This window comes from Leyella stercorea (genome assembly GCF_019052365.1).
Lineage (GTDB): Bacteria > Bacteroidota > Bacteroidia > Bacteroidales > Bacteroidaceae > Prevotella.
Window position 1 is genome coordinate 14500 of the sequence record NZ_JAHQUY010000004.1, and the last position, 17489, is coordinate 31988.

Sequence of the window (17489 nt, forward strand, 5' to 3'; positions counted from 1 at the left end):
CAATATTTAAACTATAGTGGAAGCAGACATACCTCTTTTAATTAGCATAGCCGTAACAATGGCGCTGTCGGCATTCTTTTCAGGAATGGAGATAGCGTTCGTGTCGAGCAACCGAATGCTCGCCGAGATGGATCGCGAAGGAAATGGCATTGCGAAGAAAATCATTTCCAAATTCTACAATCATCCCAATGGCTTTGTAAGCACGATGCTTGTGGGCAACAATATCGTGCTTGTGGTGTATGGTGTCCTTGTGGCACGCCTCTTTGACAGCACTATCTTCAGCTCGCTCGATGACGGCATGAAGGTGACAGCCGACACGTTGCTCTCCACACTCGTCATTCTTTTCACAGGAGAGTTCTTGCCTAAGATTCTGTTCAAGAACAACGCCAACCGCCTGTTGTCCGTATTCTCCGTGCCAGCCTATCTTTTCTACATCCTCCTGTGGCCTATAAGCCGCTTCTCTACGCTCATGTCCAAGTGCTTGCTGCGCATTGTGGGCATACGCATGGAGGCGGAAGCCGATGACGAAGGCTTCTCTAAGGTAGACCTCGACTATCTCGTGCAGTCGAGCATCGAGAATGCACATAGCGACGAGGAGATTAACGAGGAGGTGAAGATATTCCAGAACGCCCTCGACTTCTCCGACTGCAAGGTGCGCGACTGTATGGTGCCGCGTACTGAGGTGAACGCCGTTGACGTCAACGACTGCACCGTCGACGAACTGATGCAGAAGTTCGTAGAGAGCGGCAACTCGAAGATTATCGTCTACGAGGGCGACATCGACCATATCATCGGCTACATACACAGCTCCGAAATGTTCCGCAACCGCGACAACTGGCGCCAGTGCGTCTGCAAGATGCCGTTTGTGCCCGAAACGATGGCTGCGCAGAAGCTCATGCACATCTTCCTGCAGCAGAAGAAGAGTCTCGGAGTGGTGGTCGACGAGTTTGGCGGAACGAGCGGCATCGTCTCGCTCGAGGACATCGTTGAGGAGATATTCGGCGACATCGAGGACGAGCACGACAGCACGAAGTACATCGCTACGCAGGTGGGCGACAACGAGTATATGCTCTCAGCCCGTCTGGAGATAGATAAGGTGAACGACCTCTTCGATCTCGATCTGCCCGAAAGCGACGATTACATGACCATAGGCGGATATATACTGCACGAGTACCAGAGCTTCCCGAAGCTCAACGAAGTGATAACCATTGGCTGTTATGAGTTTCGCATTATCAAGAGCACTATGACGAAAATAGAGTTGGTAAAGCTAAAAGTTAACCGCTAAACTCACTTTTTCGTGCAAACGTGCCCTTGTTTGGCAATAAATTAGTATTTTTGTACGCATTTTGTGGCATTACGCCGCGAGCCGCCTTGCAGGGCAGGCTTCGCAGCAGCTGCAGGACAGATGCACGAACCTACATCTAACGAAATAATAAATAAAAAATAAAAACAAAAAAATGGCAGCATTAGGAAAAATCAGAAGCAAAGGCGCACTGCTGATAGGCATTATCGGCTTAGGCCTTTTCTCTTTCATCGCCGAAGAGGCGTTCCGCTCATGCGACTCTGCAAGCGCTGACAAGCATCAGCAGGTAGGCGAGGTGTTGGGCGAGAAAATCAACGTAACAGAGTTCCAGAAACTTGTAGACGAGTACACAGAAGTGCTCAAGATGCAGCAGGGACAGGAAAACCTCAACGAAGACCAGCTCAACCAGGTTAAGGACATGGTTTGGAACACATACGTTCAGACCAAGATCATAGAGAACGAGGCACACAAGCTCGGTCTTACAGTAACAGACGCTGAGCTCCAGCAGGTTCTCACCGAGGGTACCAACCCTATGCTTCAGCAGACTCCGTTCTTCAACCAGCAGACAGGTCGTTTCGACGTTAACGCTCTTAAGAAGTTCCTCGCCGAGTACAAGACACAGCAGACAGCCAACCCGCAGATGGCTAAGCAGTACGATACAATTTATAAGTATTGGACATTTGTAGAGAAGACTCTGCGCCAGCAGCTCCTCTCTCAGAAGTACCAGGGTCTGTTCGCTCACTGCTTCCTCTCAAACAAGATAGAGGCTAAGATGGCGTTCAACGAGCAGAACCAGGAGAGCCAGGTGCAGCTCGCAGCCTTCCCTTACTCAAGCATCGACGACAGCAAGATCAAAGTAAGCGACGCCGACCTCAAGGCTAAGTACGACGAGATGAAGCCGCGCTTCAAGCAGTATGTAGAGACACGCGACATCAAGTACATTGACGTTCAGGTAAAGGCTTCTGCAGCCGACCGCGCAGCTCTCCAGAAGGAGTTCGCAGGCTACAGCGCAGAGCTCGCAGCCGCAGCCGACCCGTCTGACGTAGTGCGCAAGAGCACATCGCTCGTCAGCTACCTCGGCGTTCCAGTTAAGAAGGAAGCCCTTCCTTCTGACATCGCACAGCGTCTCGACTCAATGGCTGTAGGCTCTACAAGCAAGGTGATCGAGAACAAGAACGATAACACACTCAACCTCGTGAAGCTCATTGCAAAGCGCGAACTTCCCGACTCAATCCAGTTCCGCGCCATCCAGGTAGGCGGTGCTACAGCAGCCGAGGCAGCTACACGCGCCGACTCTATCCTCAACGCCATTAAGGCAGGTGCCGACTTCGAGGTTGTAGCCAAGAAGTACGGTCAGACCGGCGAGAAGACATGGATGACAACACGTCAGTATCAGAGCGCTCCGTCTATCGACAAGGACACAAAGAACTACATCGAGAGCCTCAACACAATGGCTTCTGGCGAGCTCAAGAACCTCACACTCGCTCAGGGCAACCTCGTGCTCCAGGTAGTAGACCGCAAGGCAATGACTACAAAGTACGTAGCAGCCGTCGTTAAGAAGAACATCACCTTCACAAAGGATACATACTCTGCTGCTTACAACAAGTTCAGCTCATTCGTAAGCGCTAACCTCACAGCAGAGGATCTCCTGAAGAACGCTGCAAAGAGCGGCTACAACGTTCAGGAGCGCAAGGACATCACAACAGCCGAGCACTACCTCGCAGGCATCCACTCTACACGCGATGCTCTCCGTTGGTTGTTCGAGGCTAAGAAGGGTGCCGTTTCTTCACTCTACGAGTGCGGCGACAACGACCACCTCCTCATTGTGGTTCTCGACAACATCAACCCGATCGGCTATCGCTCGCTCGACGACGCTCAGGTTAAGGAGTTCGTAAAGGCAGAGGTTATCAAGGACAAGAAGGCTGAGCAGCTCATGGCTAAGGCAAAGACAGCCAAGTCGGTGGCTGACGCTAAGGCAAAGGGTGCTACAGTAGCTCCGGTTAACCAGGTTACATTTGCTGCTCCGGTGTTCGTAGCAGCAACAGGCGCAAGCGAGCCGGCTCTGAGCGGTGCTATCGCAGCTACAGCAAAGGGCAAGTTCTCTAAGCACCCGGTTAAGGGCAACGCTGGTGTTTACGTGTTCCAGGTAACAAACAAGACACAGCGTCCTGCTAAGTACGACGAGAAGTCGGAGATGCAGCGTCTCCGTCAGCGTCAGATGCAGATGGCTGGCAACTTCATGAACGAGCTTTACATCAAGGCAAACGTAGTGGACAACCGCTATCTCTTCTTCTAAGACTCACATATCATAACACATAAAAAAGACTTGGGATGCAACGGTGCAAATCGTTACATCCCAAGTCTTTTTTTGTAGAAGCCGCTGAAGCCAATACCTTATTTCGGTTTCGTTCGTTCTTATCGGTCTGCGTGCATTACGCTTATTTCGTAAGCGGCGTGATGCGTGCTATGTTCTTTCTTACAGAGTCGCTGTTTATGCCGAGCACCCTGCCTATGGCAGCGTAGTCGTAGTTGAGGTGTTGCAGCAGCATGATCAGTTGTTTTCGAGGAGCAATCTTGCCGTAGCAGCGTTCAATCTCCGCCATTGTCTCCGCAAACTCTATCTTGCAGTAAGCCATGCACAGCTCGTAGTCTTGCTTGGTCCACGTCACGGTTGTGCCGCCGTTCTTGATATGTAGGTATAGCTCCTTGCCGCATCGTGCGTTCGCTTCGCTGCTTTGCGATGCCACCATTATGTCGTTATTCAGCCTCTCTATCTTGTCCGATTTCTTTGCACTTTCCTTTTTCAGCGACTTAATCTGCGTCTTAGCTTGTTCCAGACTTTGTTTTTCTGCTTTCAGTCTATTGTGTACTGCGATCAGCCTCTTTCTTGTTCTATGCAGCATTAACGAGAATACCACTATACATAATAATATAATAATAAGTATGCCCATAGATGCAGATGTTATGGTGTTCAGCAAGTCTTTCATTGAGAGTGACGAATTTATGTTCGACTGCAATTCGCTCATGTTATATTTCTTTTTTCTTGTATAAAGACTGTCTTTAGCCTCCGACATCTTCGACATATAAAGGGCGTAATTTTTCAAATCGCCTCTTTTGTAATACAAAGCCGCTATCTTTTCACATGTTTCTGCTTGAGTCAGATAGTTCGGGTCGCAATCAATGGATTTCTTCCACATCTCTTCTGCCTTGGCATCGTTTCCTAAAGCGTTGTTGTAGTAGCCTGCAACTCTATATGATACCGCATCCTTGCTGTAGTATAATGCGCTGTCAAGATAATCTTTTGCTTTCCTATTGTCTTTATTTATGAAATAGTCGGCAATGATAGAATAGGCGTATCCCTTGCAGCTGTTGTGTGTATATGGTAAAAGAGGCTGCGCCTATTTTGACACAGCCCCTTTATTTATGAGTGCCAATGTAGCACAAAAGCCCTATATATCAAGGATATATTAAATTTCTAACTTCTAATTTCTAAATCAATACACTTTGTAGACGACGCGGAATTTGCCTTGGCGGTCGATGAGGCCCTCGAAGGTGACGTCGCCGTTGGGCGAAACGATGGTGGCAGGGGCGTAGCCGTCGGTGCTGAATGCACCAATCGTCCATGGGAAGCAGTAGTGCGAACCAACACCCACTTCCGAGGTTTCGGTTTCGGAGAAGTGTGCCACATCTGCCTCGTCGTACCATGGTGTGCCCCACATTGCGGTGTGTAGGTCGGCTTCAATTCTCATGCCTTTAGTTTCATCGTAGCCCTCAACGCTGGGCTGGATAATAAGGACAGAAGGAAATTCCTCGTTTTCAGCCTCGTCGATAAAGCGCATATATCCCTTACCGTTATGGAGCGCCGAACCCCACAATGCCACACCGCTCAACTTGCCCGATGTGGTGTAGTAGCGCGCATAGAAATTATCGCCTATCTCCATTGGGGCGATGGTGCATAAACCACCGTCGTAGTCGCTCACCGACGATGGGAAAATGTTCTCGTCCACCTTCCTCGGCTCAAAGCATTTGCGCCCCGTAACATCAATAAAATAGAAATCGTCGTTTTTCTCAACCACCAGCGCCATGCTGTCGGAGAATGAGCGCACTTCCCTATATTGTGGCTTAATCACGATTTTTCCCAATCCGTTCATGAATCCCCAACTGCCATCAAAACCGTTCTCGTTAGGCACATACACGGCACGCATACTGCCACGAAGCGGAGCAATGGTGAATTGATTTTTGCCAAACTGCATCGGCTGTGTCACCACACCTGGGGCGAATGGCTTCAAACTGCGGTCGATGAAAGTCCAGTTCAACGCATAGCCCGAAGTGGCAGTAGCCACGGCGGCAATGCCGTCAACAAAGTTGGTGGCATTCACATATTTCTTGGGCAGAGCCTCCACCGCGCCGGTAGGCTTAATAAGGTAGAGCTGCTGAGTGTTGTCGTTCTTATACATAATCAGCCCCTCCTTCTCCATACGGGGGATTCGGGTGAAGTCAGCCACCTTCCACGCATTTTTGCCACCAATGGTGCCACCATCAATGTAGCGAAGTGTGTAAACGGTGCCGTCGGTGCTGATGCCATACACACCGCAACTCACTGGCGTAACGATTTTTGTGTCTGCGTCCTCGCTATCGTCGAGAAACTGGGTGTAGCCTGCCTCAAAATGCAGCGGCATCTGTAGCGATGCCTCACTTGCATCTTGCTTCCCCACTCCACCTTTCTCAAGCCAGTCGGTGGCGTGAGCGATTGAAAAACTCAGCGTGAGCGCACCCACGAGCATCATACCCTTTCGTAAAATATTAGCCTTCATCATCATTGGTTTTAATTAGTGTTCATTAAATTCGCAGCTTAATTATTTGTTATAAATGCAAGTCCTTGACAAACATTTGTTTACAAAGACTTGCATATGTCAGGATTTTCACTTAACTTGGTGCTGCAACACAACCGAGTAAGTATTTGCTAGCATATGACAAAGTTACAAATTAAATCCGATAGAATCACATCTTTTGGCGGAATTTATCTCGTAATCACTTATTTGACCAGTTATATCGAAAAAGTATGTACAAGGGGGTTGTGATGCAAATATTTGACCAGTTATATCGAAAAAGTATGTACAAGGGGGTTGTGATGCAAATCACAGCCCTCTTGCTTTGTATATGGTCTCCTTTGCGGCGTTTATCTCCTGGAATTTCTTCTCGGCAGCCTTGCGCACATCGTCGCCGAGCGTAGCCACGCGATCGGGGTGGTGCTTGAGTGCCATGCGGCGGTAGGCAGCCTTCACCTCGTCGTCGGTGGCTGACGGTTCGATGCCGAGCACCTTGTATGCGGCTTCGAGGCTGTTGCCGCCCGAAGAGAGGTTGAGCATCGAGCTGAGGTCCTCGGCGGAGATGCCGAGACTGGCAGCCACGAAGTGCAGGGCGTCGATCTCGCTCTGCGGCACGGCGCCGTCGGCCTGCGCTATGAGCACGAGAAAGTTGAGCAGCTGCAGACGCTGCGAGTAGTCCATGTGCTGCGCTATCTCGGCGCACGACTCGCGTATGGTGTTCTTGAACGCCGCTTCGCCCATCTGCTTCTGTCGTTCGAAGAGGCGCAGAAGTATCTCCTCGCCCTCGCGCACGGCTATCTCGCCGAAGTTGCGGCGCAGGAAGGTGCGCACAAGCTCCATCTCGGAGTGCATCACCCTGCCGTCGGCTTTCATGATATACGAGGCGAGCACGAGCAGCGAGAAGAGGAACGAGTTGCGCTCGCCCTCATACTGCTGTTGGGCTGAATAGCCGCCGTAAGTGTTGCCGCTGTATGCGTTGCTGTTTCTGTACGTGCCGTTGTCGAACGTGTTGTCGGCGTTGTCGCTAAAGCCCTCGGCTCCCTTCTCAAAGAGCCAGCCTATGGCGTAGCCGGCAAGTGCTCCAAGCGGTCCGCCGTTGATAAAGCCGAGGAAACCGCCAATCCATCTTCCTATTCCCATGTTTTGTTGTTTGTTGTTTATTTCTGTAGCGGAGGTCTCCGGCCTCCGCAGCAAGCAATGATGCATACGCTTTAATTGCTTGTGGTTTGTGTTAGACTTGGTGTTGCGGAGGCCGGAGACCTCCGCTACGGGTGGTTTAATAAGCCTTTTGTACGAATTGCTCCGCTTCGGCTTCCTTCAGTCCGCTCTCCACAAGCACCTGCTTCAGGTTAGCGTAGTTGCGGCGGAACGCCTCGATGCGCTCAGCTGCCTCCTGCGGGGCGTAGCTGATAGCGACTCCTGTCGACTCCATTGTGCCCAACTGCTCGTTGAACAAGAAGCCCGGCGTGCGGCTCTTGATGGCTATGCAGCCCTGCTGTATATGGCGGAACATGCCGATGAGTCCGTCGGCAACAGGCGCGGCGTTCTTCGGGAACGTAACGGTGACGGTCTTCTCCTTGGCGCAGTCGGTCTCGGCGATGTCGATGAGCACCGAGAGGTTGTTGCCGTCGTACGCATAAGACGCCTCTGCGCCGTCTATCTGCACGCTGGCGGGCACGGTAGACGCAACCAGCTTGAGCGTGTAGTGGCGGTTGGCGGGCATATCCTTGTACGTGCCCTTGCGCGCACCGATGGTTACGGCTATGGTGCTGTCGTTGAGCGTGCGCTTGGTGAGCAGCGTGGTGGCGTACTCGCTGGCGTAGTGCTTATCGTTGCCGTTGTCCTCGTAGAGCGTGAAGCTGCTGTCGCCCTTGCCCGGATAGACGGCTACGGTTATCGGTTCGCTCGTGCTGCTGAGGTTCTCCACCTTGCCGTATTCGGGCAGCACTGAGCCAGCCTTTACGTAGACAGGATACTCGTCGAGCTGGAACTTGCGGCTGACGGTCTGTCCGCCACGTAAGAGCGTACCCGACGAGAGCTCGTACCAGTCGCAGCCCTCAGGCAGCCACACCTGTTGCGTGGAGATGCCGTCGTGCATAGGACTTGTGATGGGGTAGACAAGCATGTTGTCGCCGAACATATACTCGTTGCGGTTGGCGTAAGCCTCCTCGTTCTCGGGGTAGTCGTAGTACATAGGGCGGCAGAGCGGCAGGGCGTCGTCGTAGGTGCGGCGCGCCATGCTATATATATAAGGTGCGAACTGGTAGCGCTGGCGAATTATGTCGTGCAGGATGTCGCGCTCGTGGTCGGCGAACACCCACGGCTCCTTGTTCAGTCCGGCGTCCTTCGTAGAGTGGGTGCGCAGGATAGGGCTGAACGCGCCGAACTGCATCCAGCGTATATACATCTCGGGGTCGATGGAGTGGGCGCCCATGTGTCCGCCCATATCATGACTCCAGTAGCCGTAGAGCACGTTAGACGCCGTAGAATTGAAGTAAGGCTGGAAGTCGAGCGATTTCCAGCTTATTATGGCGTCGCCCGAGAAGCCAATCTGATAGCGGTGGTTGCCCAGTCCGCCCCAACGGTGGTAGAGCATAGGGCGCGTTTCGCGGTTGCGCTCCATGTCGGTGAACGTAGTATAGTTGATCCACCAGGTGTTGCTGAGGTTGGGGAACTGCTTGTCGTTGCTCCACTGCTGCCAGTCGAGCCACCAGAAGTCGACGCCGTCCTTCTCCATCGGGTGCAGCACCTTCTCGTACCAGCCCTGCATGAAGTGTTTGTCTGACGCCGTCCACTCTATAGTCTTCTTCTCGTCGGGGTTCATGCCCATCCACTGCGCCATAGCCGGGTAGCAATCCTCGTCGGGCTTTATGCCGTCGGCAGGGTGCAGGTTGAGCGTGGTCTGCAGGTTCTGCTGCTTTGCCCACTGCAGGAAGCCCTTAGGCGAGGGAAACAGGCGTCGGTTCCAGGAGTAGCCTGTCCAGCCGCCACGTGCAGGCTCGGCATAATGCCAGTCCATATCTACGACGAGCACATCGAGCGGAATGTCGTAGTTGTGCATCTTCGTGACGAGGTTGCGCAGCTCGTTGTCGCTGTACGTCCAGTAGCGCGACCACCAGTAGCCGAAGGCGTAGCGCGGCGGCAGTGGCACCTTGCCCGCAAACTCGGTATAGTCGCGCAGCGCCTTCTTGTAGTCGTGTCCGTAGGCGAGGAAATACCAGTCCTGCGTCTTGCCCTCGTTCGGGCGGTGGGCAACCCACTGCCAGTCGGAGTCGTCGAACACATATCCGTTGGAGTCGTCGATGAACGTCCATCCGTTGCGCGAGAGGAGTCCGTCTTCGAGTGGCATCTTGTGCGAGTCGAGATTCGTGTCGCCGTCGTATCCGTCGAGCGTGCGGTAGGTGCCCTTCAGGTTAGCGTTGTCCTTCAAGCCCGGATGCCAGCTGAACGAGGTGGTGTACAGGCTGCTGGCTTTCTGCTTGCCGGCGGCTTTCTGCTTCGTCTTGACGGAAGATATGCGCAGGTTGTTCTCGTTGAACATTCCGCTGCCTTTGGCGTACGACAGGACAAAGCGGTCGGTAGAGATGGTGACGGTCTTCGGCGTGTTCTTCACCTTGTAGGCTGTGGCAGGGTAGCTGCGGTCTACGGCGATGAACGACTTGTTGTTAAGAAACTGTCCGTCGGGCGTGTATTCCATGCGGATTGCTCCGTCGGTAATCACGGTGAAGCGCACGTTCTGGTCCTGATAGGCGATGTTCTGGTTCTGCGCAACGGCGCACGTGGCTAATGCTGCAAGTGCTGTTGTGATAAGGCTTCTTTTCATAATTGTATGTGTTTTATAGTGGTTTGGTTTAATGTATATCGTTGTTTTGCTTGTTGTTTATCGTTGTTCTGCCTGCGATATGTCGTTGTTCAGCCTGCGATATTTCATCGTTCTCCGAACGCGATCCGCACCGACACCGTACGCCGTCCGATTGGATTCCGTTCGCCGCCCGATCGGATTGCGTTCGCCGTCCGATCAGATTGCGTCCGCCGTCCGATCGGATTCCGTTCGCCGTCCGATGACTTTCGCTTAGGCTTTGCACGGTGTGAGTATGGTTTTTTATGTGCAAAAACCGTGCCTGTCGGGGCGTTTGTCGGTGTTTTCAGTCGTCGGCAATCGACTCGTAGGTCGGTATGTCTTGCAGGAAGTCGTACGTGCGCTTGTCGTAGTCGATGCGGCAGCAGTAGTGTTGCAGTCCGTTGCTCACCACAAGGTAGTCTACGTGCAGCAACAGGTTGTACGCCGCAATCTGCTCGAACACCTTCTGCGTTATCTCCACCGTCGGCGCCTTGTACTCCATTATCATGCGCGGCTGCAGGTGGCGGTTGTAGAGCACGCTGTCGGCGCGCAGCTTCTTGTTGCCGATACTGAGGCTCATCTCGTTCGCCATGAGCGCGGCAGGGTAGCCCTTGTGCTCTATCAGATAGTGGACGAAGTGCTGGCGCACCCACTCCTCGGGCGTGAGCGCTACGTAGCGGTGGCGCAGAATGTCGAAGATGCGGGGCTGTTCTTTCGTGCCCGATAACTTTATTTCGAAAGATGGTAGGTTTAATCGAATCATTTTTGTAATTTTGCTATCTTATGCAAAGTTAGTGCATTTTGCGTAAAAAGCGGATGCTGTGCATGCCGTTTTGCGTATTTTTACACCTTATTATATATATTATTATGGCAGAAAAGAAAGCTACGGTCACATTCGACGCTATTATGCGCGACTTGAAGTCGGGGAAATACGCTCCGGTGTATATCCTCATGGGCGACGAGTCGTACTATATAGACCGTATTACCGATTACATAGCAGAAAATGTGCTCGACCCCGACGACCGCGACTTCAATCAGACCGTGGTGTTCGGCGCGGATACCACCGCAGCACAGGTAGTGGATATGGCGAAGGGCTACCCCGTCATGCCGGCTGCGCATCGTGTGGTGATAGTGAAGGAGGCGCAAGGACTCAAGTCGCTCGACGCCCTGGAGCGCTACTTCGAGAAACCGCTGGCGTCGACGCTACTCGTCATAGCCTACAAGAACGGCACCATCGACCGCCGAAAGAAGGTGGTGGGCAAGGCGGAGGCTGTAGGAGTGGTGTTCGAGAGCAAGAAAAAGCGCGACTACGAGCTTCCGGCGTTCATCGAGACGTATCTGAAGAAGAATCATGTGGCGATCGACCCGAAGTCGGCTGCGATGATTGCAGAGCATATCGGTGCCGACCTCAGCCGACTCATTTCGGAGCTCGACAAGGTGATGATCTCGCTTCCCGACGACAACAGGCGCGTGACGCCCGACATTGTGGAGCGCGAGATTGGTGTGAGCAAGGAGTTCAACATCTTCGAACTGAAGACCGCCATCATCGAGCGCAACGTGTTCAAGGCAAACCAAATCGTGAAATACTTCGACAAGAACCCGAAGGCGGGATCGCTATTCTCGTGCCTGCCGTTGCTCTACACGTTCTTCCAAAACCTGATGGTGGCGTTCTACGCACCCGACAAAAACAACGATAATACCCTTGCCGCTTTTCTGGAACTAAAATCGGTGTGGGCTTTGAAAGACTATAGGGTGGGGATGCGCAATTTCTCTGCGATGAAGACTCTCCAGATTTTAGCCAAAATAAGAGAAACAGACGCCAAAAGTAAGGGTCTGGACAGTCTGAATACCTCTACAGACGACCTGATGAGGGAGCTTATCTTCTTCATTTTGCACTAAAACAGCCCGTTTTTCGCCCCGATTTTCTCTAAAATAGAAATTCTGAAAGACCTTAATTTTTAGCCTAATTCCCTACGTTTCATGGGAGTTAGGCTATTTTTGTGCCCTCGTACGTGGCACTTTTTTGAAATTCTTTTCCCCTCGTTCGTAATTTTTCTGTTTTGCGAAAATCTGCAGTTTCCGAAGCCAAATTATTCACGTTTCGTATATCTTAACATAAAGAATTGTGCATTTACAAATTTAAATCAGGCGTTAATTTGTTTTTGTAAAGCTATATGCGTTTAATAAGATTTGTAAATGTAAATACTTTGGAATTGTGTATTTGTACTTTCTAATTCACAAATCAATAATTTGAAAGTGTGGTGATTATATAAATTCAATAATAATAAATCGGTGTAAACGCTTGAAAGACACCGAAATGTATGTTTACGTTGTGTAAACACTTTCGAATATTCGCCAAATATCGGCTAAAATGCTCGATTGAATATTATTTAGCAGTTTAAACGCTTATGGTAAGCGCAATTATATCAGTGATTTATACTAAATCGTTAAATATAATGTTATATATGTATTTAGGCGTTTTTCGATATGCTTATCCACAAATCTACAAAACTATACGGCGTCCGATGTTCTGAAAAACAACTTTGTAAATGTGTACGAAAATATTGATTTTAAAATTTAAATTCAAAAACTTGCATTTGCTGTTTTTTTTGTTTAACTTTGTAAATGCAACGAAAAACGCCGAAAATGGCGGTTTTTGGCTTGCCTAACGTAAAAAGTAACTGTAAAATGAAGGATAGAATCAAGAAAATTATGGAGATGCAGCGAAGCACCCAACAGGATTTCGCTGACCAACTGAAAATAGCTCCCGCCACTTTGAGCAGTATTTTCACAGGACGCACCCGCCCCACCTTGGCGATCGTCGACGCAATAAAAAGTCGCTACCCTCAGATCTCTACCGACTGGCTCATGTTCGGCAAGGGAGACATGCTCGTGAAGCAGGATGCGGAGGGCGAAAAGGATGCCGACCGGAACGAAACTGAAAACGACCTGTTGGTTGATGCCGATTATGCGCCGAACGCAGAGCCGCACTATGGCGGATTCTCACCTGTTGAACCGGGCGTAAACCATACTGCAAAAAGTGCTGATGTGGCAGGCTTCGCTATGAAAAGCGGCGAGGTGAAGCAGCGCCGAATCACCGAAATTCGCGTCTTTTACGACGATCAGACCTGGGAAACCTTCGTTCCGAGTAATCCGTAAGGCTTCCTGTCGCCTTCGGCACGCAACTCTGCCCGCAACAGCAGAGTTGCTATGCTCGCAGGTTAAATATCATTAACTGTTTTCTTGTGAAAATAATAATTTGTATCTTTGCACCTTACTAATTATAAGTAATAACGGTGCTCGCACCTTATTAAATAGGTACATAAAATCAAATATTATATAAATATTCAATGAAACAGTACAAATTAGTGAACAATGTGCTTGGCTGGCTCACGTTCTTCGTGGCGGCTTTCGTATATTGTTCTACGATTGAGCCGACAGCCAGCTTCTGGGACTGTCCTGAATTTATCACAACGGGTTACAAACTCGAAGTAGGTCATCCGCCTGGAGCACCTTTCTTTATGCTTACCGCAAACCTGTTCTCGCAGTTTGCAAGCGATCCGTCGCAGGTTGCGCGTATGGTAAACACGATGAGCGCATTGCTCAGTGCCACCACGATCCTGTTCCTGTTCTGGAGTATCACGCACCTTGCGCGCAAACTCATTCTTAAGGATTGGAGCGAGCTGACTCTCGGCAAACTCATCGCTATAGAGGCTTCTGGCTTGGTGGGCGCACTCATCTACACTTTCTCAGACACATTCTGGTTCTCTGCTGTAGAGGGCGAGGTTTATGCCTATTCGTCAGCGTTCACAGCTATCGTTTTCTGGCTCATTCTGAAGTGGGAAGATCACGCCGACGAGCCTCACAGCGACCGCTGGCTGGTGCTTATCGCATACATGACTGGTCTTTCAATCGGTGTTCACCTGTTGAACCTGCTTTGTCTGCCGGCTATTGTGCTTGTATACTGCTACCGCCGCTTCCCGAACATCGAGCTTAAGGGTTCGCTCATAGCGCTTGTAGGCTCGTTCATCCTCGTGGCTGCCGTGCTCTACGGCGTCGTTCCGGGCATCATCACCGTGGCAGGTTGGTTCGAACTCCTGTTCGTGAACACTCTCGGATGTCCGTTCAATACGGGCGAAATCATCTATATCGTGCTGCTCGTTGCTATTGTTATTTGGGCAATATACGAGTCGTACGTCGACAAGAGCTTTAAGCGTCAGAACGTTTCGTTCGTTCTTGCGGTGGGTATGCTCGGCATCCCGTTCCGTGGAATGACATGGAGCGCAGCTATCCTTGGCTTGGTGATACTCGCAGCTATCTATTTCGGCTTGAACTATCGCAAAAAGATTGGCAAGGACCTTGTTCCTGTGGTTACATCACGCTTCAAGAACACCGCTCTGCTCTGCATGCTGATGCTTATGATCGGCTATTCGAGCTACGCAGTCATCGTTATCCGCTCGGCTGCTAACCCGCCGATGGACCAGAACTCGCCGGAGGACGTGTTCACACTCGGCTCTTATCTCAGCCGCGACCAGTACGGCGACTCACCGCTGCTCTACGGACAGGCTTACACTTCGCAGGTGGCTTACGACGTCGACGGCAATATGTGCGTGCCTAAGCACAAGGAAGGTGCTGCTATCTGGCAGCGCAAGGAGAAGGCTTCTAAGGATGAGAAGGACTCTTACTTCGTGGTTTCGCATAAGGACAAGATCATATATGCTCAGAATATGCTCTTCCCACGTATGCACTCGTCGGCTCATGCTGGAGCTTACGAGAACTGGATGGGAGGCGTTGAGGGCACTCAGGTGCCTTACGACCGTTGCGGCGAGCCTGTGATGGTGAAGATGCCTACTCAGATGGAGAACATCCGCTTCTTCCTCTCTTATCAGTGCAACTTCATGTACTGGCGCTACTTCATGTGGAACTTCGCCGGACGTCAGAACGATATTCAGGGCAACGGCGAGCCTGAGCATGGCAACTGGATAACCGGTATATCGTTCATCGACGACTGGATGCTTGGTGACCAGAGTAAGATGCCGGCTGAACTGAAGGCTAACAAGGGTCACAACGTGTTCTACTGTCTGCCTCTCCTGCTCGGACTCATCGGTCTTTTCTGGCAGGCTTGGCGCGGTCAGCGCGGCATCCGCCAGTTCTGGGTTGTGTTCTTCCTCTTCTTTATGACTGGTCTTGCCATCGTGCTCTACCTTAACCAGACTCCGCAGCAGCCGCGTGAGCGCGACTATGCTTATGCAGGCTCGTTCTACGCTTACGCTATCTGGTGTGGTCTTGGTGTTCTGGCTATCTACGATATGCTCAAGAAGAAGATAAATTGCAACGATGTCGCTGTAGCCGGTGTTGTAGGCGTAGCCTGTCTGCTCGTGCCTATACAGATGGCTTCGCAGACCTGGGACGACCACGACCGCAGCGGACGCTATACTTGCCGCGACTTCGGTCAGAACTATCTCATGACGTTGCAGGATAAGGGCAATCCTATCATCTTCACCAACGGCGACAACGATACCTTCCCACTTTGGTACAACCAGGAGACTGAGGGCGTGCGTACAGACGCTCGTGTCTGCAACCTCTCTTATTTGCAGACAGACTGGTATATCGACCAGATGAAGCGTCCGGCTTACGATTCGCCTTCTGTGCCTATCACTTGGCCGCGTATCGACTTCTGCTCGGGAACAAACGACTATATCGAGGTTAAACCTGGAATGAAGCAGCAGCTTCTCGAGTTCTACCGCGATTATCCGCAGGAGGCGCGCGCTGCGTTCGGCGATGAGCCGTTCGAGTTGAAGAACATTTTGAAGTATTGGGTGCGCTCTAAGGATAGCGACACGCACATAATTCCTACAGATACGCTCTATATCACTATCGACAAGGAGGCTGTGCGCCGCTCTGGCATGATGATGGCAAGCGATACTATCCCAGATCGCATGGTTATCTCGCTCGCCGGCAAGCGTGCTATCTATAAGAACGACCTTATGATGCTCGAGATGCTTGCACAGTGCAACTGGGAGCGTCCGTTGTATGTGGCTACAACCGTGGGTTCTGACAACTACATGAATCTCGGTGACAACTTCGTGCAGGAGGGTCTGGCTTACCGCATAACGCCGTTCAACACTAAGGCACCCGGAGCTAAGAACTTCGACACGGAAAAGACGTATAACAACGTGATGAACCGCTTCAAGTGGGGCGGTCTTGACAAGCCGGGACTATACATCGACGAGACTGTGATGCGCATGTGCTACACTCATCGCCACCTCTTTGCTACTCTTGCCATGCAGCTCATCGCTGAAGGTCAGAACGCAAAGGCCGAGAAAGTGCTCCGTAAGTCGGAGAAGGTGCTGCCGGAGTATAATGTGCCCTACACATTCATGTCTGGTGCAAGCGATTTGGCGCGTGCTTACGCCCTTATCGGCAAGAAGGCTGACGCTGCGTGCATCCTCAACAAGGTTTGGGCTGACGCAAAGAGCTACGCCGACTACTATCTGCAGCTCACAGGTTCGCGCTTTATGATGTCGCAGAACGAGGTTCTTCGCCAGCTCTACATCATGCAGAACATCGCTGACATGACTCAGGCTTGCGATAAGAATCTCGCCAACAAGCGTCTTAAGACCGTTAATGCCCTCTACGCTGTATATCAGGCGAAGGGTGGCACGCCTTATCAAGGCGAATAAGCGCAACGGTGAACAAGCAAAGTACGTTGGTTAATGGACAAAGTACGACTTGAATAGACATGTACTACGGCTATATTACGCAAAGTACGACTAAGAGTAAACAAAACGACGAAGAATAAATAGTCAGCAATGTTTATAGAACAACCATCAATATGGCTTCGATGGCTCTATCCGAGAGCGTCGTGGAGAATGGACCACAATGACCATTCGGTGTATCTCACGTTTGATGACGGACCGATACCCGAGTCGACACCGTTCATTCTCCAGACGCTGAAGGAGTTCGGTATACACGCCACCTTCTTCATGGTGGGCGACAACGTGCGCAAGTATCCCGAACTCTACAAGCAGATTGTGGCAGAGGGACATCAGGTAGGCAACCACACGTATCATCATTTGGGCGGCTTCAAGCACTTCACCCATACATACGTGAAGGATACCAACAAGGCTAATGAGCTGATTGGTTCCCACCTGTTCCGTCCGCCGCACGGCTGCATGAGTCATGCAGAGTATCTGTGGCTGCGCCGCAAGTATCGCATTGTGATGTGGGACCTTGTGACGCGCGACTACTCTAAATGGCTTACTGCCGACGATGTTGTGGAGAATGTGAAGCGATACGCTCGCAACGGCTCAATCATCACGTTTCACGACTCGTTGAAGAGCATCGAGAAGCTGAAGACCGCCTTGCCCCGTTCGCTGCAATGGCTGAAGGATCAGGGATACAGCTTCAAGGTTTTCGATTAAAATGAAGATTAGGATTTGATTTTATTGAAATAATCCACAACATCTTAATTGATGATTTTATGATATAATCAAGAATGTCTTGATGGTAATCC

11 protein-coding genes are annotated in these 17489 nt (G+C 51.1%); 6 read left to right on the forward strand and 5 right to left on the reverse strand.

All coding sequences use genetic code 11. The annotated features are described in order from the left end of the window. Positions 1–58: 58 nt before the first annotated feature. A complete protein-coding gene (locus KTQ90_RS01370; RefSeq protein ID WP_217316966.1) occupies positions 59–1285 on the forward strand; it encodes a hemolysin family protein in 1227 nt (408 codons plus the stop codon). A 172-nt stretch (positions 1286–1457) separates the two neighbouring features. After that, on the forward strand, positions 1458–3599 hold the full coding sequence (locus tag KTQ90_RS01375) for a SurA N-terminal domain-containing protein (RefSeq protein ID WP_217316936.1): 2142 nt from the start codon (positions 1458–1460) through the stop codon (positions 3597–3599). A 142-nt stretch (positions 3600–3741) separates the two neighbouring features. Here KTQ90_RS01375 and KTQ90_RS01380 read toward each other — a convergent pair whose 3' ends face one another. The 5 genes from KTQ90_RS01380 to KTQ90_RS01400 all read right to left on the reverse strand — a co-directional run bounded on the left by KTQ90_RS01380 (position 3742) and on the right by KTQ90_RS01400 (position 10736). Continuing rightward, entirely contained in the window at positions 3742–4428 is a 687-nt protein-coding gene (locus KTQ90_RS01380; protein WP_217316937.1) for a hypothetical protein, read from the reverse strand. A gap of 369 nt (positions 4429–4797) precedes the next feature. Continuing rightward, entirely contained in the window at positions 4798–6123 is a 1326-nt protein-coding gene (locus KTQ90_RS01385) for a WG repeat-containing protein (RefSeq protein ID WP_217316938.1), read from the reverse strand. A gap of 318 nt (positions 6124–6441) precedes the next feature. Further along, entirely contained in the window at positions 6442–7272 is an 831-nt protein-coding gene (locus tag KTQ90_RS01390) for a DnaJ domain-containing protein (RefSeq protein WP_217316939.1), read from the reverse strand. A gap of 136 nt (positions 7273–7408) precedes the next feature. Then, positions 7409–9955 carry a glycoside hydrolase family 31 protein gene (locus KTQ90_RS01395; protein WP_217316940.1) on the reverse strand — a complete coding sequence of 849 codons (2547 nt, stop codon included), beginning with the start codon at positions 9953–9955 and terminating at the stop codon, positions 7409–7411. A 322-nt stretch (positions 9956–10277) separates the two neighbouring features. Then, complete coding sequence (locus KTQ90_RS01400) at positions 10278–10736, reverse strand: type I restriction enzyme HsdR N-terminal domain-containing protein (protein WP_217316941.1); 459 nt, start codon at positions 10734–10736, stop codon at positions 10278–10280. Positions 10737–10840: 104 nt separating this feature from the next. Between KTQ90_RS01400 and holA the strand changes: the two genes are divergently transcribed. The 4 genes from holA to KTQ90_RS01420 all read left to right on the forward strand — a co-directional run bounded on the left by holA (position 10841) and on the right by KTQ90_RS01420 (position 17397). Then, complete coding sequence (holA, locus tag KTQ90_RS01405; RefSeq protein WP_217316942.1) at positions 10841–11872, forward strand: DNA polymerase III subunit delta; 1032 nt, start codon at positions 10841–10843, stop codon at positions 11870–11872. Between the two features lie 789 nt (positions 11873–12661). Next, complete coding sequence (locus tag KTQ90_RS01410; RefSeq protein WP_217316943.1) at positions 12662–13132, forward strand: helix-turn-helix domain-containing protein; 471 nt, start codon at positions 12662–12664, stop codon at positions 13130–13132. A 191-nt stretch (positions 13133–13323) separates the two neighbouring features. Further along, positions 13324–16656, forward strand: a complete 3333-nt coding sequence (locus KTQ90_RS01415; protein WP_217316944.1) for a glycosyltransferase family 117 protein — start codon at positions 13324–13326, stop codon at positions 16654–16656. Positions 16657–16785: 129 nt separating this feature from the next. Next, a complete protein-coding gene (locus KTQ90_RS01420; RefSeq protein ID WP_022157860.1) occupies positions 16786–17397 on the forward strand; it encodes a polysaccharide deacetylase family protein in 612 nt (203 codons plus the stop codon). Positions 17398–17489: the final 92 nt, after the last annotated feature.

What these genes read in the sequence shown, in the direction of transcription:
- KTQ90_RS01395 (WP_217316940.1), bottom strand. Translation starts at nt 9,955, where the DNA reads ATGAAAAGAAGCCTTATCACAACAGCACTTGCAGCATTAGCCACGTGC.
- KTQ90_RS01415 (WP_217316944.1), top strand. Translation starts at nt 13,324, where the DNA reads ATGAAACAGTACAAATTAGTGAACAATGTGCTTGGCTGGCTCACGTTC.
- KTQ90_RS01390 (WP_217316939.1), bottom strand. Translation starts at nt 7,272, where the DNA reads ATGGGAATAGGAAGATGGATTGGCGGTTTCCTCGGCTTTATCAACGGC.
- holA (WP_217316942.1), top strand. Translation starts at nt 10,841, where the DNA reads ATGGCAGAAAAGAAAGCTACGGTCACATTCGACGCTATTATGCGCGAC.
- KTQ90_RS01410 (WP_217316943.1), top strand. Translation starts at nt 12,662, where the DNA reads ATGAAGGATAGAATCAAGAAAATTATGGAGATGCAGCGAAGCACCCAA.
- KTQ90_RS01375 (WP_217316936.1), top strand. Translation starts at nt 1,458, where the DNA reads ATGGCAGCATTAGGAAAAATCAGAAGCAAAGGCGCACTGCTGATAGGC.
- KTQ90_RS01420 (WP_022157860.1), top strand. Translation starts at nt 16,786, where the DNA reads ATGTTTATAGAACAACCATCAATATGGCTTCGATGGCTCTATCCGAGA.
- KTQ90_RS01370 (WP_217316966.1), top strand. Translation starts at nt 59, where the DNA reads ATGGCGCTGTCGGCATTCTTTTCAGGAATGGAGATAGCGTTCGTGTCG.
- KTQ90_RS01400 (WP_217316941.1), bottom strand. Translation starts at nt 10,736, where the DNA reads ATGATTCGATTAAACCTACCATCTTTCGAAATAAAGTTATCGGGCACG.
- KTQ90_RS01385 (WP_217316938.1), bottom strand. Translation starts at nt 6,123, where the DNA reads ATGATGATGAAGGCTAATATTTTACGAAAGGGTATGATGCTCGTGGGT.